20 protein-coding genes are annotated in these 19278 nt (G+C 72.3%); 6 read left to right on the top strand and 14 right to left on the bottom strand.

Annotation, left to right across the window (positions count from 1 at the left end; genetic code table 11):
* Positions 1-90: 90 nt before the first annotated feature.
* Both C9J87_RS03535 and C9J87_RS03540 read left to right on the top strand, forming a co-directional pair.
* Positions 91-834, top strand: coding sequence for a phosphoadenylyl-sulfate reductase (locus C9J87_RS03535; protein ID WP_010833352.1), 744 nt, complete (start codon positions 91-93; stop codon positions 832-834).
* Between the two features lie 64 nt (positions 835-898).
* A complete protein-coding gene (locus C9J87_RS03540; RefSeq protein ID WP_107704778.1) occupies positions 899-1642 on the top strand; it encodes a sirohydrochlorin chelatase in 744 nt (247 codons plus the stop codon).
* Between the two features lie 72 nt (positions 1643-1714).
* Here C9J87_RS03540 and C9J87_RS03545 read toward each other — a convergent pair whose 3' ends face one another.
* From C9J87_RS03545 to C9J87_RS03595, 11 genes are all read right to left on the bottom strand, one after another.
* Positions 1715-2095, bottom strand: coding sequence for a DUF3037 domain-containing protein (locus C9J87_RS03545; protein ID WP_010833351.1), 381 nt, complete (start codon positions 2093-2095; stop codon positions 1715-1717).
* On the bottom strand, positions 2092-2883 hold the full coding sequence (locus C9J87_RS03550; RefSeq protein ID WP_232819819.1) for a HipA family kinase: 792 nt from the start codon (positions 2881-2883) through the stop codon (positions 2092-2094). The genes C9J87_RS03545 and C9J87_RS03550 overlap by 4 nt, the downstream gene beginning before the upstream one ends.
* Entirely contained in the window at positions 2880-3731 is an 852-nt protein-coding gene (locus C9J87_RS03555) for a PPK2 family polyphosphate kinase (RefSeq protein WP_107704779.1), read from the bottom strand. The genes C9J87_RS03550 and C9J87_RS03555 overlap by 4 nt, the downstream gene beginning before the upstream one ends.
* A 35-nt stretch (positions 3732-3766) precedes the next feature.
* On the bottom strand, positions 3767-4471 hold the full coding sequence (locus C9J87_RS03560; protein WP_010833348.1) for a GNAT family N-acetyltransferase: 705 nt from the start codon (positions 4469-4471) through the stop codon (positions 3767-3769).
* Positions 4472-4515: 44 nt separating this feature from the next.
* A complete protein-coding gene (locus C9J87_RS03565) occupies positions 4516-5262 on the bottom strand; it encodes a regulatory protein RecX (RefSeq protein WP_232819820.1) in 747 nt (248 codons plus the stop codon).
* A gap of 60 nt (positions 5263-5322) precedes the next feature.
* Positions 5323-6375 carry a recombinase RecA gene (recA, locus tag C9J87_RS03570; protein WP_036490843.1) on the bottom strand — a complete coding sequence of 351 codons (1053 nt, stop codon included), beginning with the start codon at positions 6373-6375 and terminating at the stop codon, positions 5323-5325.
* A gap of 182 nt (positions 6376-6557) precedes the next feature.
* On the bottom strand, positions 6558-7805 hold the full coding sequence (locus tag C9J87_RS03575; protein WP_107704780.1) for an MFS transporter: 1248 nt from the start codon (positions 7803-7805) through the stop codon (positions 6558-6560).
* Entirely contained in the window at positions 7802-8347 is a 546-nt protein-coding gene (locus C9J87_RS03580; protein WP_232819821.1) for a DM13 domain-containing protein, read from the bottom strand. The genes C9J87_RS03575 and C9J87_RS03580 overlap by 4 nt, the downstream gene beginning before the upstream one ends.
* 4 nt (positions 8348-8351) lie before the next feature.
* Positions 8352-8546: a DUF3046 domain-containing protein gene (locus tag C9J87_RS03585; protein ID WP_036490839.1), complete on the bottom strand. Its 195-nt coding sequence runs from the start codon at positions 8544-8546 to the stop codon at positions 8352-8354.
* Entirely contained in the window at positions 8543-9157 is a 615-nt protein-coding gene (locus C9J87_RS03590; protein WP_107704781.1) for a class I SAM-dependent methyltransferase, read from the bottom strand. Before C9J87_RS03590 ends, C9J87_RS03585 begins: the two co-directional genes overlap by 4 nt.
* A complete protein-coding gene (locus tag C9J87_RS03595; protein ID WP_107704782.1) occupies positions 9154-9678 on the bottom strand; it encodes a DinB family protein in 525 nt (174 codons plus the stop codon). Before C9J87_RS03595 ends, C9J87_RS03590 begins: the two co-directional genes overlap by 4 nt.
* Positions 9679-9748: 70 nt before the next feature.
* Between C9J87_RS03595 and C9J87_RS03600 the strand changes: the two genes are divergently transcribed.
* Positions 9749-10228: a GNAT family N-acetyltransferase gene (locus C9J87_RS03600; protein ID WP_157953110.1), complete on the top strand. Its 480-nt coding sequence runs from the start codon at positions 9749-9751 to the stop codon at positions 10226-10228.
* Positions 10229-10373: 145 nt separating this feature from the next.
* Here the strand turns inward: C9J87_RS03600 and C9J87_RS03605 are convergent, their stop codons facing one another.
* Positions 10374-11753: an AAA family ATPase gene (locus tag C9J87_RS03605; protein WP_107704783.1), complete on the bottom strand. Its 1380-nt coding sequence runs from the start codon at positions 11751-11753 to the stop codon at positions 10374-10376.
* A 52-nt stretch (positions 11754-11805) separates the two neighbouring features.
* Between C9J87_RS03605 and C9J87_RS03610 the strand changes: the two genes are divergently transcribed.
* Genes C9J87_RS03610 through C9J87_RS03620 form a run of 3 tightly spaced genes read left to right on the top strand, consistent with a single transcriptional unit; the run spans position 11806 to position 18308 of the window.
* Positions 11806-12954, top strand: coding sequence for an MFS transporter (locus C9J87_RS03610; protein WP_198652269.1), 1149 nt, complete (start codon positions 11806-11808; stop codon positions 12952-12954).
* Between the two features lie 46 nt (positions 12955-13000).
* Positions 13001-17527: an ATP-dependent helicase gene (locus C9J87_RS03615; protein ID WP_107704784.1), complete on the top strand. Its 4527-nt coding sequence runs from the start codon at positions 13001-13003 to the stop codon at positions 17525-17527.
* Complete coding sequence (locus C9J87_RS03620; RefSeq protein WP_107704785.1) at positions 17520-18308, top strand: DNA-formamidopyrimidine glycosylase family protein; 789 nt, start codon at positions 17520-17522, stop codon at positions 18306-18308. Before C9J87_RS03615 ends, C9J87_RS03620 begins: the two co-directional genes overlap by 8 nt.
* Positions 18309-18396: 88 nt before the next feature.
* Here C9J87_RS03620 and C9J87_RS03625 read toward each other — a convergent pair whose 3' ends face one another.
* Both C9J87_RS03625 and C9J87_RS03630 read right to left on the bottom strand, forming a co-directional pair.
* Positions 18397-18717, bottom strand: a complete 321-nt coding sequence (locus C9J87_RS03625) for a helix-turn-helix domain-containing protein (protein WP_010833336.1) — start codon at positions 18715-18717, stop codon at positions 18397-18399.
* A 44-nt stretch (positions 18718-18761) separates the two neighbouring features.
* Entirely contained in the window at positions 18762-19250 is a 489-nt protein-coding gene (locus C9J87_RS03630; RefSeq protein ID WP_107705003.1) for a CinA family protein, read from the bottom strand.
* Positions 19251-19278: the final 28 nt, after the last annotated feature.

Raw genomic sequence — 19278 nt, forward strand, 5'->3', positions numbered from 1 at the left:
GCCGCGCGAGGACGGGTGGGAGTGCCGCTCCTGCCTGCGTGCCTTTGCCGTCACGTATCTCGGCATGATCCCCAGAGGAGGTGGCGAACGATGAGTCTGTCCACCCAGGCTGCCCGCGACTTCAAGGGCACACACACGGCCGGCCGCACGCCGGAGGAGCTCCGCGAGCTCGTCTCCCACGTCGGCGCCGAGCTCGAGCTCGCGCCCGCCGAGAACATCATCGAGTGGGCCGTAGCGACCTTCGGCGACCGCTTCTGCGTGACCTCGTCGATGGGTGACGCGGTGCTCGCGCACCTCGCGGCCAAGGTCGCCCCCGGCCTGGACGTGGTCTTCCTCGACACCGGCTACCACTTCGTCGAGACCATCGGCACGCGCGACGCCGTCGAGGCCACGCTGCCGGTCAACCTGATCACCATCCGACCCGAGCTGAGCGTCGCCGAGCAGGACGCGACGTACGGCAAGGACCTCTACAAGACCGATCCCGACCTGTGCTGCAAGCTGCGCAAGGTCCAGCCGCTGGCGGACTCGCTCGCCGGCTACGACGCGTGGGCGACCGGCCTGCGTCGCGCGGAGACCCACAACCGCGTCATCGCACCGGTGATCGGCTGGGACGCCCGCAAGGGCAAGGTCAAGGTCTCCCCGCTCGCGCGCTGGAGCGACGAGCAGATCGAGACCTACATCGCCGACAACGGCGTGCTGGTCAACCCGCTGGTCTACGACAACTACCCCAGCATCGGTTGCTGGCCGTGCACCCGGCGCGTCGCTCCCGGCGACGACCCGCGCAGCGGGCGCTGGGCGGGCACGAACAAGACCGAGTGCGGGATCCACTCATGAGCTCCACCCCCAACGACAAAGGCGTCGATTCGCACACCACCACCCGAGATGGGAGGCCCAGCTGATGGCCGCTCCTGCATTGGTTGCCCTGGCTCACGGAAGCCGCGACCCTCGCTCCGCCGCAACGATCAAGGCCCTCGTGGCCGAGGTCAAGACGATGCGCCCCGACCTGCGCATCGAGACGGCGTTTCTCGACCTGTCCAAGCCGTCCTTCGACACGGTGGTCGACCGACTGGTGAAAGCAGGGTTCGACGAGATCGTCGTGGTGCCGCTGCTCCTGACCGAGGCGTTCCACGCCAAGGTCGACGTCCCGGGCGCGATCGCTGCCGCCACCTCGCGCCACGAGGGGCTCAAGATCCGCGCGACCCGCGTGCTGGGCATGGAGGCTGCGTTCCTCGAGGTGCTCGACGTCCGCCTGCGTGAGGCGCTCAAGGAGGCCCGGGTGCGTGAGCTCGACGCTCTCGTGCTCGCCGCCGCCGGCTCGTCGGACCCCCTCGCCAACCAGGCTGTCGCCCGACTCGCCCGCACCTGGGGCACCCGCCACAAGCTGCCGGTGACGGCCGCCTTCGCGTCGGCCGCTCCCCCGGCCGCCGGTGAGGCCGTGCGCGCCTTCCGGGCCGAGGGCCGCCGACACATCGCTGTCGCGTCGTTCTTCCTCGCGCCGGGCTTCCTGCCCGACCGGGCTGCCGAGCTCGCGATCGAGGCCGGGGCGGTCGCCGTCTCCGAGCCGCTCGGTGCCCACCCCGAGGTCGCGCGCGCCATCCTGGCTCGCTACGCCGTCGGTGCCGTGGAGCTCGTGCCGGTCTGATCGACACTGCCCCACCAGCACGTCCCCGGTCGCCCGGTTCCGCTCACGCGGGGCCGGGCGACTGTCTTCTGGTCACCCGACGAGCCGGGCCAGCAGGTGCTCGAGCTGGCGGGCGGGATCCGCCGTCATGCCGCCGTGCACGGGCCCGGGTTGCAGGACGGTGCTCTTCGGCGCCTTCAGGAAGCCGAACCGCTGGCCCGGCGACTGCAGGGCGGCCGCACCGCCGCGGGCGTCGCCCCGGCAGACACCCTCGACGAAGGCGAGCGCCGCACACACCGCATCCACGTCGAGGCGCGGATCGAGGGCGCCCAGCCGGTCCCGGTCGCACTGCCAGGCGACGTCGAGGAAGTCGGCAGCCTGGCAGTAGAGCACCACCCCGACGTTGACGAACTCCTCACGCTCAGGGCGCGGGACGCAGCGCAGGGCGACGTACTGGTAGGCGAGGCGGCTCATGACGGCGCCCCCGGCAGCCAGGCGCGCGTGGCGAGGCGCGCGGTCAGGAAGGCGACGTACGCCGCTCGGAGCTCTGCGGCGCTCTCGGCGCCGGGCACGGGTTCGAGCCAGGCGTCCGGCACCTGCGCGAGCACGTCGGCGAAGACGCCCTCGTCGAGCAGAGCCCGGATCCGCGCGTCGGCGTCCGGGACCTCCGCGGCACAGTCGGCCATGACGTGGTCGGTGATGTCCCACGACTGACGGGCGAACCGCTGGGGATCGCTCACTCCCCCGGACCACCCGTGGTGGAAGTAGAGGGAGGCGCCGTGATCGATCACCCAGAGCTCGCCGTGCCACACGAGCAGGTTGGGGTTCTTCCACGACCGGTCGACGTTGGCAGTGAACGCATCCAGCCAGAGCACGGTCGCCGCCTCGGCGGCGGAGGTGCTGAGCTCGCCGTCGTAGCCGAAGGAGCCGGGCAGGAAGTCAACCCCGAGGTTGAGCCCGACGCTCTTGGTGAGCAGGTCCTGCACCTCCTCGTCGGCCTCGTAGCGGGCGATCTCGGCATCGAGGTCGAGCGCGACCAGGCGCGGCGTGCGCAGCCCGATCCTGGTGGCGAGCTCGCTGACGATGACCTCGGCCACCAGCACCTTGAGCCCCTGGCCCGCGCCGCGGAACTTGCAGACGTAGGTGCCGAGGTCGTCGGCCTCGACGATGCCGGGCAGACTGCCGCCCTCGCGCAGGGGCGTGACGTAGCGGGTGACGTCGACCACCGGCAGGCCGGTGGCCGGCTTCGCAGTCGTGCTCACGCGACCGGCGCCTCGTCGGCGAGCCGTCGCTCCTGCTCCTCGACATCGAAGTCGGCCACCGGCCACTGCAGGTCGAGACCGCGCAGGGCGTCGAGCAGGAGCTGGGCGACCGCGAGGTTCCGGAACCACTTCTTGTCGGCCGGGATCACGTGCCAGGGCGCGACCTCGGTGTTCGTGCGTTCGAGGGCGATCTCGTAGGCCTCGCGGTAGGCCGGCCACAGCGCCCGCTCGTCCAGGTCGCCGGGGTTGAACTTGTAGTGCTTCTCGGGGTTGTCGAGGCGCTCCTGGAGACGGGCCTTCTGCTCGTCGGCGCTGATGTGGAGCATGCACTTGACCAGCGTCGTGCCCTCGGCCACGAGCCTGGCCTCGAAGTCGTTGATGGCGCCGTACCGCCGCTCGATCTCCTCGGGCTCGGCGAACCCGCGCACCTTGGCGATCAGCACGTCCTCGTAGTGCGAGCGGTCGAAGACGCCGACGTAGCCGGGCGCCGGCACACCCTTCTCGATCCGCCAGAGGAAGTCGTGCGCCTTCTCCTCGTCGGTCGGTGCCTTGAAGCTGGTGATCCGCACGCCCTGCGGGTCGATCAGGCCGACGGCGTGCCGCAGCACCCCGCCCTTGCCCGAGGTGTCCATGCCCTGGAGCACGAGCAGCACCCGCCGCTCGGAGCCGGCGGTCCGCTCGGCCCACAGGCGCTCCTGCAGGTCGGCCAGCTCGGAGGCCATGGCCGCCAGCGCCGCCTCGCCGTCGGCCTTCTTCCCCGTGAACCCGGGCGCGGCGTCCGTCTCGATGGCACTCAGGTCAACGGGGCCGGGGCTGAGGCGGAGCTGGGCGGCGATCGCGTCGGTCATGGGCACATCATCGCGCACCGAGGAGGCGCTGCTCGTCAGGCCAGGACGCGGCGTACGTCGAGGGTGCAGCCGACGACGGTCGCCACCGAACTGTCCGTCTGGGGCTCGTCGAACCACACCCCCTGCTCGAAGCCGAGCTTGTCGAGCACCCGCAGGCTGGCCGCATTGCGGTGGTCGGGAGCGGCGAAGTAGGCGGCCGCGGCCGGCAGCCGGTGCTGGGTCTTCAGCATCCAGGCCCAGAGGATCGGCACCCCCAGTCCACGCCCGACCCACTCCGGCTCACCGATCGCGTAGTCCATCCCGATCGCGTCCGGGTCGGGAGCCAGCAGCGCGTACTCGGGATAGTCGCCGATGCGGTAGTCCTGCACGAAGCCCACCGAACGGCCGTTGACCTCGGCCACCCAGATCCGCGTCGGGCTGGTGCCGTCGATGTCCGCGGAGTATTGCTCGGTGACGCGCTCCAGGGTCGGTTCACCGTCGGCTGCCCACCACTGGAGCACGTGCGGCTGCTGGCGCCACTGCGCCACCTTGGGCAGGTCGCCGCGGGTCATGGGCCGCAGCGTCACGGCCCGGTCGTGGTCGATCAGGAACTTCTTGACCTCACCGGACAGGTCGAGAGGCACCGGCACGCCGCTGAGCGAGCCGGCCGTCCGGACCGCGGCAGCCCGCCAGGACTCCCCGTCCCGCACCACACCCGACAGCTCGTGGCCCCGGTCGGCGATCGTCAGCCGGATGGTCATGGGCGCTCGTCCGGGCCGGGCAGCAGTCGGGGCATGAGCCGAGACTAGAGCTCCTCGTCGGGCTCTGCATCCAGTCGCAGCTCGTCCTTGACGATCGCGAACGCCATTCCGGCGCCGTAGCCCTTGCGTGCGAGCATCCCCACAAGTCGCTGGGTCGCCTTCTGCTGCTCGAGGCCACGGACGGAGCGCAGCTTCTTGCGTACCAGCACCCGGGCAGCGGCAGCCTCGTCGTCCGGGTCGATCTGGTCGAGGGCGTCACGAGCGACCTCGTCGTCGATGCCCTTGCGGCGCAGCTCGTGGGCCAGCGCACGTCGGGCCAACCCCTTGCCCGGCTGTCGCGACTCGATCCACGCCCGGGCGAAGGCCTCGTCGTCGATCAGGCCGACCTCTTCGAAGCGGTCGAGCAGGCGCTCGGCCAGCTCGGCCGGCACCTCCTTCTTCGCCAGCTTGTCGGCCAGCTCCTTGCGCGAGCGGGCCTGGCCGGTGAGGGCGTCGAGGAGGATCTTGCGCGCAACGGCCTCCGGGTCCGCGGGCGGTCCGAGGGCGACCTTGTCGGGCGGCGGCGGAGCCGACGAGGGCTCTCGGGTGCGACCCGTCGCCCGCTCCGTCGACCGGGCGCGAGAGGCGCCGGACTTGCGCCGCGGGCGGCCTGTCGGCACCCGCTCGAACGGCTCGTCGGGCTCGTCCGACTCCGCGGCTCCGGACTTGGACAACCGCGACGAGCGAGTCCAGGCCTCGACCCCGGCGTGGACGTCTCCTGCCCACGCCGGCGCCGGCCGGTCCTCGCTCACCACACCCGTCCTCGCAGTTCATCCGCGCCGGCCCCTGGTTCCGCGGGGCCGGCTGCGCGGTCAGAAGTCACTCACACCGATCGGCTCGTCGGAGAGCTCGTCGGCCGGGGTGTCGACCTGCGGCCCGACGCCGAGCTTCTCCAGGATCTTCTTCTCCAGCTCGTTGGCCAGGTCGGGGTTGTCCTTGAGGAAGGTGCGGGCGTTCTCCTTGCCCTGCCCGAGCTGGTCGCCCTCGTAGGTGTACCAAGCGCCAGCCTTGCGGACCAGGCCCGCCTCGACACCGACGTCGATGAGGCCACCCTCGCGGCTGATGCCCTTGCCGTACATGATGTCGAACTCCGCCTGCTTGAACGGCGGGGCGACCTTGTTCTTCACGACCTTGACGCGGGTGCGGTTGCCGACCATGTCGGTGCCGTCCTTGAGCGTCTCGATGCGGCGCACGTCGAGGCGCACCGAGGAGTAGAACTTCAGCGCCTTGCCACCGGTGGTGGTCTCGGGCGAGCCGAACATGACGCCGATCTTCTCGCGCAGCTGGTTGATGAAGATCATCGTCGTCTTGGAGTTGTTGAGGGCACCGGTCATCTTGCGCAGTGCCTGGCTCATCAGTCGGGCCTGGAGACCGACGTGGCTGTCGCCCATCTCGCCCTCGATCTCGGCCCGGGGCACCAGCGCGGCCACCGAGTCGATCACGATCAGCGACAGGGCGCCGGAGCGGATCAGCATGTCGGCGATCTCGAGTGCCTGCTCACCGGAGTCGGGCTGGGAGACCAGCAGGGCGTCGGTGTCGACCCCCAGCGCCTTGGCGTAGTCGGGGTCGAGGGCGTGCTCGGCGTCGATGAAGGCCACGATGCCGCCGGCCCGCTGGGCGTTGGCCACCGCGTGCAGGGCGACCGTGGTCTTTCCGGAGGACTCCGGACCGTAGATCTCCACGACACGGCCGCGGGGCAGCCCGCCGAGACCGAGCGCGACGTCGAGCGCGATGGAACCGGTGGGAATCACCTCCAGCGGGGCACGGATCTCGTCGCCCAGTCGCATGACCGAGCCCTTGCCGAACGACTTCTCGATGTTGGCGAGCGCTGCATCCAGCGCCTTCTCGCGATCTCCACCAGCCATGTGCGTGTCCTTCTCTACGTGTCGGATGTCAGGTACGTCTGCGACGCTAGAGCGAGCCACCGACATCCCCTGATCAGGGAGGTCGAACCTGTGGAGAACCTCGGTCCCACGTCGTACCTGTGGACACAATCTAACCCGAACGTCTGTTCGATGCGCTGTTCGCCCCCGGCGTGTCGCCCGGATCAGGCGCGGCCGTCGCGACGTGTCGCGAGCCCGGCCGCGACGACGACCGCGCCGAGCAGCGCGGCGAAGGCGGCCAGCATCGGATAACCGAGCTCCTGGACGATCACCCCGGCGAGCGCTCCCCCGGCGGCGGCCGTCAGGGACATCGCCATGTCGGAGGTGCCCTGGACGTCCGTGCGCGCGGACAGCGGCGTACGGTCCGCGATGATCGTCGAGGCCGCCACCGTCGCGAAGGACCAGCCGAGGCCGAGCAGGAAGAGCCCGGCGAAGATCTGCCACGAGCTCCCCTCGGGCGCCGAGCCGCACAGAGCCAGCGACGTCAGCAGCGTCAGTCCGCCGGCCGCCAGCACCGACGAGCGTCCCCAGCGATCGGCGGCGAGACCGACGAGCGGTGAGAACGCGAACATGCCGAGCACGTGCAGCGAGATCACGAAGCCGATGACGTGCAGGTGTGCGCCGCCGTGCTCCATGTGCAGCGGCGTCATGATCATCACGGTCACCATCGCCGCGTGCGCGCAGGCCATGCCGACCACGGCCGCGCCGACGGCCGGCACGTCGCGCACCGTGGCGGTGAAGCGCGACCACGACCGGGTGGGGACGTCGCCCGCGGTGACCGGTGCCATCGACTGCGCGACGAGGAGCGGATCCGGCTTGAGGCGTACGGCGAGCACGCCGGCCGCCACCACGAGCGCGACCGCGCCGATGGCGAACCCGCCGGTGAGCTCGGGGATGCCGACTGACCGCGCGAAGGAGGCGCCGACACCGGTCAGGTTGGGGCCGGCGACAGCGCCGATGGTGGTGGCCCACACGACGACGGACAACGCACGGGCGCGCGTCTCCTCGGGCGCGAGGTCGGTGGCGGCGTAGCGCGAGCCGGAGTTGGCTGCCGTGGTCGCACCGAGGAGGACGGCACCGACGAGCAGCACCAGCATCGAGTCGACCACACCGGCGACGACGGCCAGCACGGCGCCGGCAGCGCCGAGCAGGTAGCCGGTGACGAGGCCGATCCGGCGCCCGCGGGCGCGCATCAACCGCGCGAGCAGGAAGGCGGCGGCCGCCGTGCCGAGCACCTGGAAGGTCTGGGCCAGGCCGGCCATGCTCTCGCTGCCGGAGATGTCGCGCGCGAGCAGCGAGGCGGTCGCGACGCCGATCGTCACGCCGACCGCCCCGACTGCCTGCGAGACGACGAGCGTGCGGATCGTGCGGGTCTGGACGGCCTCGATGTCGACGAGGGTCGTCGTCGTCATGCGGCGCTGATCGGCGCGGTGCCGAAGGCGATGTTGAAGCGGTCGCACCAGATGACGACCGACTTCAGCCCGGCGAGGTCGGCCCCGGCCGGGATCTCGTAGTTCTGGTTGCCGTGGGTGGCCTTGAGGTCCCCGAGCGCGACGTAGCGACCGTCGTCGTAGGAGCCCCAGTCACCCCCGCTGGGTCGGTCGCTGAGCCAGACGTGGAGGTCCGGACCGTCGGAGCTGGCCAGTCCCTCGATGCGGACGAACCGGCGGCCGTCGGCGAGCTCGAGCAGGCGGACCTTCCCCGACGTCGCGTGTTCCGCGTCGACGAAGGTGCCGGCGCCGAGCTCCCGGTCCGTGGGCGTGGCGGTGGGCTTATCGACCGGCGTGGCCGACTCCGTCTGGTCCGCTCCTGAGGTGGCTGTCGGCACGGCCTCGTCGGCGGTGCTGCTGGTGAGGATGCGCCAGGGCTGGAACAGCCACGCCCCGACCCCGACGACCAGCAGCGCGGCGACGACCGCGACGCTGATCCAGCTGCCCTTGGTCATGCCAGCCATGGTCTCACCGTTCCCGGTCGGGCAGCTCGAGCGTGCGCCACACGGCCTGCCACACCTGCTTGGGCGCGACGCCCGCGTCGAGGGCCTCGACCGCGGTCCGGCTGCCGAGCTCGCCGATCACGAACAGCTCGGCCCAGGTCCGTGAGCTCGCCCGTCCGAGGGCGTGGTCGAGGCGGTCCCAGAACTCGGTGTGCCTCATGCGCGCACCGCCGACAGCTCGAGCCACGAGTCGGCGTTCTTCCGTCCGGCCTCGTGGGCGATCTCGACGTCGCGCCAGCCCGCGTCGGCGACGACGGTGGCCAGCGCATCGGCGCGCCAGTAGGTGAAGTGGCGCGGGCTGCTGATCGAGCCGTGCGTCGACCAGCCCTCCCCGTCGCCCTCCTTGACCGAGATGCGCAGCAGGCCACCGGGTCGCACGACCGCGGCGAGGCGTGCGATCACGGTGGGCAGGTCTCTCCGAGCGACGTGCAGCAGCGAGGCGTTGGCCCACACAGCGGCGTACGGGCCCTCGGGCGAAGCCAGGTCGTCGGTGAGCGGGTCGAGGACGTCGGCGTCGTGCCCCTGGGCCCGGAGCAGGGCGACGAAGCCGGGCGTGATGTCGGTACGGCGCACGCGCAGCCCCAGCTCCTCCATCAGCCGCGCGTCCCGCCCGCCGCCACTGCCGATCTCCAGCACCCGCGCGCCGGCGCCGAGCTGCTGGGCGAAGGCCCCGATGTCGCGGCGGACCGAGTCGGGCATGGTGGCGCCGTTGCCGGCATAGGCCGCCGCGTCGAGGTGGTAGGCGGCGACCGTGTCGTCGGTGTGACTCATGCGCGCACGTCGTGGACGTGGTGGACCACGTCGTGCAGGTGGTAGAGCCCGAGCGTCTCGATCGTGAAGGCACTCCCGTTGGAGCGCACCCCGGTCCGACCGATGGTCTCGGGGGTCACGGTGGAGTAGAGGCCGGCGACGTGACCGGCGGCCTCGATCAGGTCGACGTCGACCTCGGCCGGGTCCTGCTCGTCGTACCTCGATGCGATCGCGGTCTCGTCCTGGTCCCAGTTGGCGAAGGTCGGCGCGTCCTCGGTCAGCATCAGTGCGACGCGCTCCGCGAAGATCCGGTGCACGTCGCGGACGTGGCAGGCGTACTCGAGCGGCGACCAGACGTCCGGCTGCGGGCGCTCGCGGACCTCGGCGCGCCGCAGCACCGCGGAGAACGCCATCGCCGTGTCGTGGATCAGGCCCGGCACCGCTGCCAGCGTCTGCGCCGCGGGGTCGAAACCGCACTCGTCGCACTGCTGCTCGAGGACCCAGGTCCAGTCCTTGGTGTCGGGCGCGATGGGCTCAGGCATGGCGCCATCCTCGCAGTCGGGCAAGGCGATCCGCGAACGGGTTCCTGCCACGGTGCGGCACGATGGCGCCATGCTGATCCGCCCCGCCGAAGCCGACGACCTGACCGCGATCACCGCCATCTACAACCACGAGGTGGACCAGGGCGTGGCGACCTTCGACACCGAGCACCGACCGGTCAGCGCGTGGGCGACCCACCTCGCCGACGGCGAGCCGCTCCTCGTCGCGGCCGACGACGCGGGCGTCCACGGCTACGCCAGCGCCTTCCCCTACCGCCCCAAGCTCGGCTACAGGTTCACCCGCGAGGCCTCGATCTACGTCACGCCGACAGGACAGGGCCAGGGCGTGGGGCGCCGGTTGTACGTCGACCTGCTGGCCGAGCTCGAGAGGAGGGGCATGCACCTCGTGCTGGCCGCGGTGGCCCTGCCCAACCCCGCCAGCCTCGCGCTGCACACCGCCTGCGGGTTCGAGGAGGTCGGCACGATGCGCGAGGTCGGCCACAAGCACGACCGCTGGATCGATGTGACCTGGTTGCAGAAGAAGCTGTCGTGAGCGACGACTTCGCGCAGGTGCACTTCCTCTCCTGCGGCCGACCAGTCCGACGCGGTGTCCTTGACGCCCTGGCGGTGGCAGGACACCGCAGGAGCGACACCAGCGCCGCACTGCGGTGCTGTGGCCGGAGAGGTCCCGGCGCAGGTCACTCCGAGCCGAGCAGCGCCCGGGTGAGGGTCGCACCGTCGGACTGGAGCTCCCGGCTCGCGGCGACGAGGTCGTCGTCAGCCGGCTCGTGGCCGGCCATCGCTGCGTGCAGCACCGCGCGGCGTACGAGCTCCTTGGCGTAGGACGCCGTGGTGCCCTCGGCGGCATCCGCGGCGGCGGCGATCGCGTCGTCACCGAAGTCCACCTCGGCGCCGTAGAGGCGGATCAGCGCTCGCCGGGCGACCGCGTCGGGCAGCGGGATCTCGACTGCGAGGTCCACTCGGCCCGGGCGCTGCGCGAGCGCGCGCTCGAGGGCCTTGGCCCGGTTGGTCGTCAGCAGGAACACGACATCGGCGTCCTGGTCGAGACCGTCCATCGCGTCGAGCAGCGTGAAGAGCAGCGGGGAGGCCCCACCGCCGAACTGGCCGTGGCGGTCGCGGTCCTCGGCGATCAGGTCGCAGTCCTCGAGCACGACGATCGCGGGCTGGTGGGCCCGGGCGATCTGCGCGGCACTGCCGACGTGGACGAGGTTGGTGCCGGACAGCAGGATCACGGTGGTCCCGGGTACGGCGCCGATCACGTGTCGCACGGTGTGGGTCTTCCCGGTCCCGGGCGGGCCGTAGAGCAGGATGCCGCGCTTGAGGTGCTGGCCCTTGGCCCGCAGCTGGTCGCGGTGCTCGGCGAGGCCGACCACGTGGGAGCGCACCTGGTCGAGGGTCCCCTCGGGCAGGATCACCCGTTCGGCCGGCAGGTCCGGGCGACGGGTGAACGTGATCCCGCTGGCGGTGTGCTCGTAGGGGTTGCCGCTGAGGCTGATGACCTGGCCGCGCAGCACGCTCTTGGCCAGCGACAGCTCGCGGACCTCGGACAGCACCGCCGCAGCGAGCTCCGGCCTGCTGGCGATGACCTCGAGGCGAGCCTCGCCACCGTGCTGGGGATTGTGACCGCGCTGGAGGACGAGGACCGGCTCGTCGCCGTACGCGAACAGGTGGAGCCCGAAGGAGACGGTGGCGCGCTCGGAGTCGGGCCCGACGGCGACGCTGAGGCGATCGACCTGCCCCTGGCGGAACCTGCCCCACTCGGCGTTGGCCATCAGGTCGCTGAGCGACGAGTGGTGCCGATCGCCGCCGCCGACCCCGAGCAGCCGGGCGTCGGGGTCCCGCGCCGCGAGCGTCTCCAGCGCGATGTCGACGTCGGCCCACCGGTGGACGTCGATGCGCTCGGACACCACCGGCAGTTCGTCGGCGGGCGTGCCGAAGTGCGCGTCGAGGACCGGCAGCAGCGGTGTCCCGCGGCCTGTCGGCTGTTCCTCCTTGAGCAGCTGGTTGACGAGTCGCGCGAGCGACGTCCTGAGCTCCTGGTCCCCCGTGTCAGACATGGGGCTCAGCGTAGGGACAACGTCAATCGAGATCTGTGGAAGTGTGCGTCGCGTGACCGCGACCCCCGACCGCCGCCTCGGGGTGCTGATGCTCGCCGCGGCCGCCGGGACCAACGTCCCGACACCGCTGCTGCTGGTCTACCGCGACGAGCTGGACATGACCGACCAGTCGCTGACGGCGATCTTCGGCGTCTATGCGCTGGGGCTGATGATCGCGCTGGCCGTCGCCGGCCAGGCGGCGGACCGCTGGGGGCGCCGGCGGGTGGTGCTGCCGGCCGCGCTCGGCTCCGGCCTCGCGTCGCTGTTCTTCATCCTGGCGCAGGACAGCGAGGGCCTGCTCTACCTCGCGCGCTTCCTGCAGGGCGCCGTCTCCGGCACCGTGTTCAGCGTCGGCAGCGCCTGGCTCGTGGAGTCGGCGGCGCGACGGGGCAGCACGGCCGGGCCGCGGGTCGCCGCCGTCACGATGACCGGCGGCTTCGCGATCGGTCCGGCGGTGGCCGGGGTGATCGGCGAGTGGGGCCCATGGCCGCTGGTGCTCCCCTACCTGCTGCACGTCGCCGCGCTGGCGCTGGCCGTGGTCCTGGCGTGGACGGTCGAGGAGACCCTCAGCCGCACACGCGCGGAGCCGCACACCGTCCGGCCGGGCGCGTTCCGCGACGGCGAGCTGCGCACCTTCCTGCTGGTCATCGCGCCGCTCGCCATCTGCGTCTACGCGTTCCCGGCGAGCGCGGTCGGCGGGCTGCCGGTGCTGATCGGCTTCCCGGTCGCCCCGGTCGCGCTGACCGGCCTGCTCGCCGGCCTCACCCTGGGCGCCGGCGCCCTCGCGGCTCCGCTGCAAGGACGGTTGGGAGAGCGTACGGCGCCCATCGCCGCCCTCTGCGGTGTCATCGGGTTCGGCGGATCCGCGTTGGCGGCATCGGTCCCGTCGCTGCTCCTGCTGGCGGTCCCCGCCTCCGTCGTGCTCGGTGCGGGTGGCGGACTGGCGCTGGCAGCCAGCCTCGCGCGCCTGCCCGCGGTGGCGTCCGACGGCCGGCTCGGCTCCGTGTCGTCCGCGCTGTACGCCGTCGCCTACATCGGCTTCGGCTTTCCCCTGCTGCTCGCCGCCCTGTCGGAGCAGGTGCCGACCGCCGCGCTGCTGGCCGGGCTGGCCGTCGTGTGCACAGGGCTGGCGGTCCAGCAGGCCGCGCACGCCCGTCGCTGAGCCCACTTCCCCGTCGTTGTCGGTGCCGTAGGCCAGACTTGGGCCCATGTCCGCCCTCGACCACTTCAGCGCCCCGACGCGAACGTGGTTCGAGGCTGCCTTCGCAGCGCCGACGCCGGCCCAGGCAGGTGCCTGGGACGCGATCGCCCACGGCAAGCACGCGCTGGTCGTCGCCCCCACCGGCAGCGGCAAGACTCTCAGCGCCTTCCTCTTCGCGATCGACAAGCTCCTCACCGCGGGTCCGCCCGAGGAGAAGACCAAGCGCACCCGAGTGCTCTACATCAGCCCGCTCAAGGCACTGGCCGTCGACGTCGAGCGCAACCTCCGCGCGCCGCTCACCGGCATCCGGCACACGGCCGACCGGCTCCAGACACCGCTGCCCGAGGTCACCGTGGGCCTCCGGTCCGGTGACACGAGCCCGGCCGACCGGCGCCGGCTCTCGACCCGCCCGCCCGACATCCTGATCACGACCCCCGAGTCGCTGTTCCTGATCCTGACCAGCCAGGCGCGCGAGACGCTGCGCGGCATCGAGACGGTGATCATCGACGAGGTCCACGCCGTCGCCGGCACCAAGCGCGGTGCCCACCTCGCGCTCACCCTCGAGCGGCTCGACGCCCTGCTCGACCGGCCGGCCCAGCGCATCGGGCTCAGCGCCACCGTGCGCCCGCTCGAGGAGGTCGCCCGCTTCCTCGGCGGCACCGCCCCGGTCGAGATCGTCGCGCCGCCCTCGACCAAGGAGTGGGACCTCAAGGTCGTCGTCCCGGTCGAGGACATGACGATGCCCGGTGAGTACGACGAGGAGTCGGGCGATCCCGGTCGCGCCACCAGCATCTGGCCACACGTCGAGGAGCACGTCGTCGACCTGATCGAGCAGCACCGCTCGACCATCGTCTTCGCCAACTCGCGGCGGCTGGCCGAGCGCCTCACCGCGAGGCTCAACGAGATCGCCACCGAGCGAGCCTCGGCGGCGGTCGAGGAGGGCGCCCAGCGCCCGTCACGAGACCCCGAGGACCAACCGGCTCAGATCATGGCCCAGTCCGGGGCGAGCTCAGGGGCCGAGACGGTCATCGCCAAGGCCCACCACGGCTCGGTGTCCAAGGAGCAGCGCGGCATCATCGAGGACGACCTCAAGCGCGGCCGACTGCCGGCCGTGGTCGCCACGAGCAGCCTCGAGCTCGGCATCGACATGGGTGCGGTCGACCTCGTCATCCAGATCGAGTCGCCGCCGAGCGTGGCCAGTGCGTTGCAGCGGGTCGGCCGGGCCGGGCACCAGGTCGGCGAGGTCAGCCGCGGCGTCCTGTTCCCGAAGCACCGGGGCGACCTCGCGCAGACGGCTGTCTCGGTGCAGCGCATGCTCACGGGCACCATCGAGAAGCTCCGGGTGCCGACCAACCCGCTCGACGTGCTGGCGCAGCAGGTCGTGGCGGCGACCGCCATGGAGGACTGGTCGGTCGACGAGTTCTTCGACCTCACGCGGCGCGCTGCGTCGTACTCCAACCTCCCGCGCAGTGCCTTCGACGCCACCCTCGACCTCCTGAGCGGGCGCTACCCGAGCGAGGAGTTCGCCGAGCTGCGACCGCGCATCGTGTGGGACCGCGTCAACGGCACGATCTCCGGGCGACCCGGCGCCCAGCGGCTCGCCGTCACCAGCGGCGGCACGATCCCCGACCGCGGGCTGTTCGGGGTCTTCCTCGTCGGCGAGAAGGCCAGCCGGGTCGGCGAGCTCGACGAGGAGATGGTCTACGAGTCACGCGTCGGCGACATCTTCGCCCTGGGCGCGACCAGCTGGCGGATCGAGGACATCACCCACGACCGGGTGCTCGTCACGCCCGCGCCCGGCATCCCCGGCCGGCTGCCCTTCTGGAAGGGGGACACCCTCGGCCGGCCCGCCGAGCTGGGCGCCGCCATCGGCGCCTTCACCCGTGGCCTGCTCACGCAGAGCCAGGACGCCGCCCGCGCCACCGTCGGCGCGGCCGGGCTCGACACCTACGCCGCGGCCAACCTCGTCACCTACGTCAACGAGCAGCGCGAGGCGACCAACGTCGTGCCGAGCGACACCCAGATCGTGGTGGAGCGCTTCCGCGACGAGCTCGGCGACTGGCGACTCGTCGTCCACTCCCCCTACGGCACGCCCCTGCATGCTCCGTGGGCGCTGGCGATCAACGCGCGCCTGCGCGAGCGCTACGACATCGACGGCCAGGCGATGGCCTCCGACGACGGCATCGTCATCCGCATCCCCGACACCGACCAGGAGCCGCCGCTCGGCGACCTGATCGTCTTCGAGCCCGAGGAGATCGAGCAGCTCGTCACCCAGGAGGTCGGCGGCTCGGCGCTGTTCGCCAGCCGCTTCCGCGAGTGCGCCGCGCGCGCCCTGCTGCTCCCCCGTCGTGACCCCGGCCGTCGCAGCCCGCTGTGGCAGCAGCGCCAGCGCAGCGCCCAGCTGCTCGAGGTCGCCTCGAAGTACCCCAGCTTCCCGATCGTGCTCGAAGCGATCCGCGAGTGCCTGCAGGACGTCTACGACCTGCCGGCCCTCACCGCCCTGCTCGGCCGGATCCAGCGCCGCGAGGTCACCGTCGTCGACGTCGCCACCCAGACGCCGAGCCCCTATGCCCGCAGCCTGCTGTTCGGGTACGTCGCCCAGTTCGTCTACGAGGGCGACTCCCCGATCGCCGAGCGGCGTGCGGCGGCCCTCAGCCTCGACCAGGGCCTGCTCGCGGAGCTGCTCGGACGGGCGGAGCTGCGCGAGCTGCTCGACCCCGAGGTGCTCGCCGAGGTCGAGGCCGAGCTGCAGTGGCTGGCCCCCGACCGGCGCGCGCGCACCGCCGAGGCCGTCGCCGACCTGCTGCGCCTGCTCGGGCCGCTGACGATCGACGAGGTCGAGGCGCGGGTCACCGACGAGGGCGCCCCCGTGGTGCAGGCGTGGCTCACCGGCCTGGCCGAGGCCCGCCGGGTCGTCGCCGTACGCATCGCGAGCGAGGAGCGCTGGACCACGATCGAGGACATCGCGCGACTGCGCGACGGTCTCGGCGTCCCGGTGCCCGTGGGCACGCCCGAGGCCTTCACCGAGCCGACCGAGGACCCCATCGGCGACCTCGTCTCGCGCTACGCCCGCACCCACGGCCCCTTCACGACCGCCGACGTCGCAGGCCGGCTCGGGCTCGGCGAGGCCGTCGCGCGCCAGGCGCTGCAACGGCTGGCTGCCCGTGGGCGCCTGCTCGAGGGTGAGTTCCGACCGGCCGGCAGCGGCTCGGAGTGGTGCGACGCCGAGGTGCTGCGCAAGCTGCGCCGCCGGTCGCTGGCCAGGCTCCGCAAGGAGGTCGAGCCGGTCACCCCAGAGACCCTGGCCCGGTTCCTGCCAGCCTGGCAGCGGGTCGGCGGCAAGCTCCGCGGCGTCGACGGCGTGGTCGCTGCCATCGACCAGCTCGCGGGCTGCCCGGTGCCGGCGAGCGCGCTCGAGCCGCTGGTCCTGGCGAGCCGGGTCAACGGCTACGAGTCGAGCCTCCTCGACGAGCTCACCAGCAGCGGCGAGGTCATCTGGGCGGGCCACGCACCGCTGCCCGGCAGCGACGGCTGGGTGAGCCTGCACCTCGCCGACCAGGCCCACCTCACCCTCCCCGACCCCCTGTGGGGCGACCTCGACGAGCTCCAGCAGTCCGTGCTCGAGGCGCTCGCGCCGGGTGGCGCCTGGTTCTTCCGCCAGCTCAGCGACCGGCTCGGCTCCACCAACGACACCGCCCTGTCGACCGCACTGTGGGGCCTGGTGTGGGAGGGCATGGTCACCAACGACACGCTGACCCCGCTGCGGGCGCTGGTGCGCTCGGGCACCGCCAGCCACCGCACCCGGCGCGCTCCCCCGCGCGTCTCGCTCGGCTCGGGGCGCATGCCCTCCCGCACGGGCCCCCCGGAGACGGCCGGACGGTGGAGCGTGCTGCGCGCGCGCGACCCTGATGCCACCCGCCGCGCGCACGCCACTGCCGAGCACCTCCTCGAGCGGCACGGCGTGGTGACCCGTGGCGCGGTCATGCAGGAACGGATCGTCGGCGGCTTCGCGGGGGTCTACAAGGTGCTCTCCGCCTTCGAGGACACCGGCAGGTGTCGCCGGGGTTACTTCATCGAGGGTCTCGGCGCCGCCCAGTTCGGCGCGGCCGGCGCGATCGACCGTTTGCGCACGTTCTCCGAGCCCGACGAGTCCAAACCCGTCACCGTCGCCCTCGCCGCGACCGACCCCGCCAACCCCTACGGCGCCGCTCTCCCGTGGCCGGCCAACACCGGCGACAACGGCCACCGGCCCGGCCGGAAGGCAGGCGCCCTGGTGGTCCTCGTCGACGGCGCCCTGACGCTCTACGTCGAGCGCGGCGGGCGCACGCTGCTGACGTGGAGCGACGACATCGACCGGCTCACGCTCGCTGCCGCAGCCCTCGCCGACGCGACCCGACGCGGGGCGCTCGGCAAGCTGACGGTGGAGAAGGCCGACGGCGCGGCCCTGCTCGGTGGGGGCGACACCCCGCTGCGACAGGCGCTGAACGCCGCCGGGTTCGTGTCCACCCCCAAGGGGCTGAGGATGCGTGCCTGAGGGCGACACCGTCCTGCGGGCCGCCCGCCTGCTCGACCGCTCCCTGTCGGGCCGGGTGCTGACCCGCACCGACTTCCGGGTGCCGCAGCACGCGACCGCCGACCTGAGCGGCGCGAGCGTGACCGCGACGATCGCGCGCGGCAAGCACCTCCTCACCCGCACCGACAGCGGCTTCACGCTGCACACCCACCTGAAGATGGAGGGCGCGTGGCGCGTCTACCGCCCCGGCGAGAGCTGGCAGCGACCGGCCAGCCAGGTCAGGGTCCTGCTCGAGGCAGGCGACGTCACCGCCGTCGGGTTCAGCCTCGGCATCGTGGAGCTCATCGAGACGACGGACGAGGACCAGGTCGTCGGCCACCTCGGCCCCGACCTCCTCGGCCCCGACTGGGACGAGGACGAGGCCCTGCGGCGGCTGCGTGCGGATCCCGACCGTGAGCTGATGGCGGCCCTGCTCGACCAGCGCAACCTCGCCGGCATCGGCAACATGTATGCCGCCGAGCTCTGCTTCACCAGCGGCGTCCACCCGAGCAGCCAGGTGGGCGACGTGCCCGACCTCGCGCGGCTGGTCAAGCGGGCGAAGCTGATGCTGGAGCAGAACGCCGAACGCGCGATCCAGTCCACGACCGGCAACCTGCGCCCCCGCGAGCGGATGTGGGTCTATCGGCGCGACCGGTCGCCGTGCCGCCGCTGCGGCACCCCGATCCAGGTCGCGATGCGCGGGGAGCCCGGACGCGAACGTGCGGCCTACTGGTGCCCGACCTGCCAGCCCGCAGTCGGCTGACCGCTTCCCGCGTGCGGTCGGACTGCACGAGCGAGCACAGGGAGGCGGCGCGCAAACGCGGAGCGGAGGAGCCGCGGGCGGGAACCCGTCAGGCGGCGGAGGCGACGACGTCGCCGGGCGCGGGGCGGGCCGTGCTGATCGGCGTCGCGTCGACACTGTGCAGGCCGAGCGCACGCTCCTCGATCGCCACAGCGTCGGAGACCTCGCGCAGCACGTCGGAGAGCGGCAGGTCCATGGCCATGCACAACGATGCGAGCAGCTCCGAGGACGCTTCCTTCTGGCCGCGCTCGATCTCGGAGATGTAGCCCAGGCTCACCCGCGCCTCGGCGGAGACTTCACGCAAGGTCATGCCGCGCTGCATCCGCTCGCTGCGGAGCACGTCGCCGAGAAGCCGACGAAAGAGCACCATGCGCTTGTCCTTCCGGAGGTGGGGTGGGACCTAGGTGGCCAACGCTACCCGAGGACCGAATCTTCCCTGCGGAGCATGCCATCGAGCACCGACAGCGCGCCGCGACAGCTCGCGGCCTGGACGGCCGCGCGGTCGCCCTCCAGCGCCAGCAGTCGCGTCTCGACACTGGCCGGTCCGGCGCAGGCGATCCACACGTGTCCGGGTGGGTGCCCCTCCTGCCGCCCGGGCCCGGCGACCCCGGTGGTGGCGAGGGCGTAGTCCGCCCCGAGCCGCTGCCTGGCCCCGACGGCCATGGCTGTCGCGCACTCGGCCGACACGGCGCCGTACTCCTCGATGGTCGCGGGACTGACGCCGAGCACCGAGACCTTGACGGCCGTCGCATAGGCCACGACACCGCCGACGAAGCACACGGACGCTCCCGGCACCGCGGTGAGCAGCGCCGCGAGCTGGCCGCCCGTCAGCGACTCCGCGGTCGCGAGGGTCGCCCCGCGGGCCGTGAGCGACGCAACGAGGGCCGGGGCGTCCGCAGTCATGTGGGAGACGATAGCTACGTTGATCAGC

This window comes from Nocardioides allogilvus, from assembly GCF_003047285.1.
GTDB classification, from domain to species: Bacteria; Actinomycetota; Actinomycetes; order Propionibacteriales; family Nocardioidaceae; genus Nocardioides; species Nocardioides allogilvus.

Coding starts and splice junctions, on each gene's coding strand:
- C9J87_RS03535 (WP_010833352.1), top strand. CDS start 91: ATGAGTCTGTCCACCCAGGCTGCCCGCGACTTCAAGGGCACACACACG.
- C9J87_RS03540 (WP_107704778.1), top strand. CDS start 899: ATGGCCGCTCCTGCATTGGTTGCCCTGGCTCACGGAAGCCGCGACCCT.
- C9J87_RS03545 (WP_010833351.1), bottom strand. CDS start 2,095: ATGAGCCGCCTCGCCTACCAGTACGTCGCCCTGCGCTGCGTCCCGCGC.
- C9J87_RS03555 (WP_107704779.1), bottom strand. CDS start 3,731: ATGACCGACGCGATCGCCGCCCAGCTCCGCCTCAGCCCCGGCCCCGTT.
- C9J87_RS03560 (WP_010833348.1), bottom strand. CDS start 4,471: ATGACCATCCGGCTGACGATCGCCGACCGGGGCCACGAGCTGTCGGGT.
- recA (WP_036490843.1), bottom strand. CDS start 6,375: ATGGCTGGTGGAGATCGCGAGAAGGCGCTGGATGCAGCGCTCGCCAAC.
- C9J87_RS03575 (WP_107704780.1), bottom strand. CDS start 7,805: ATGACGACGACGACCCTCGTCGACATCGAGGCCGTCCAGACCCGCACG.
- C9J87_RS03580 (WP_232819821.1), bottom strand. CDS start 8,347: ATGGCTGGCATGACCAAGGGCAGCTGGATCAGCGTCGCGGTCGTCGCC.
- C9J87_RS03585 (WP_036490839.1), bottom strand. CDS start 8,546: ATGAGGCACACCGAGTTCTGGGACCGCCTCGACCACGCCCTCGGACGG.
- C9J87_RS03590 (WP_107704781.1), bottom strand. CDS start 9,157: ATGAGTCACACCGACGACACGGTCGCCGCCTACCACCTCGACGCGGCG.
- C9J87_RS03595 (WP_107704782.1), bottom strand. CDS start 9,678: ATGCCTGAGCCCATCGCGCCCGACACCAAGGACTGGACCTGGGTCCTC.
- C9J87_RS03600 (WP_157953110.1), top strand. CDS start 9,749: ATGCTGATCCGCCCCGCCGAAGCCGACGACCTGACCGCGATCACCGCC.
- C9J87_RS03605 (WP_107704783.1), bottom strand. CDS start 11,753: ATGTCTGACACGGGGGACCAGGAGCTCAGGACGTCGCTCGCGCGACTC.
- C9J87_RS03615 (WP_107704784.1), top strand. CDS start 13,001: ATGTCCGCCCTCGACCACTTCAGCGCCCCGACGCGAACGTGGTTCGAG.
- C9J87_RS03625 (WP_010833336.1), bottom strand. CDS start 18,717: ATGGTGCTCTTTCGTCGGCTTCTCGGCGACGTGCTCCGCAGCGAGCGG.
- C9J87_RS03630 (WP_107705003.1), bottom strand. CDS start 19,250: ATGACTGCGGACGCCCCGGCCCTCGTTGCGTCGCTCACGGCCCGCGGG.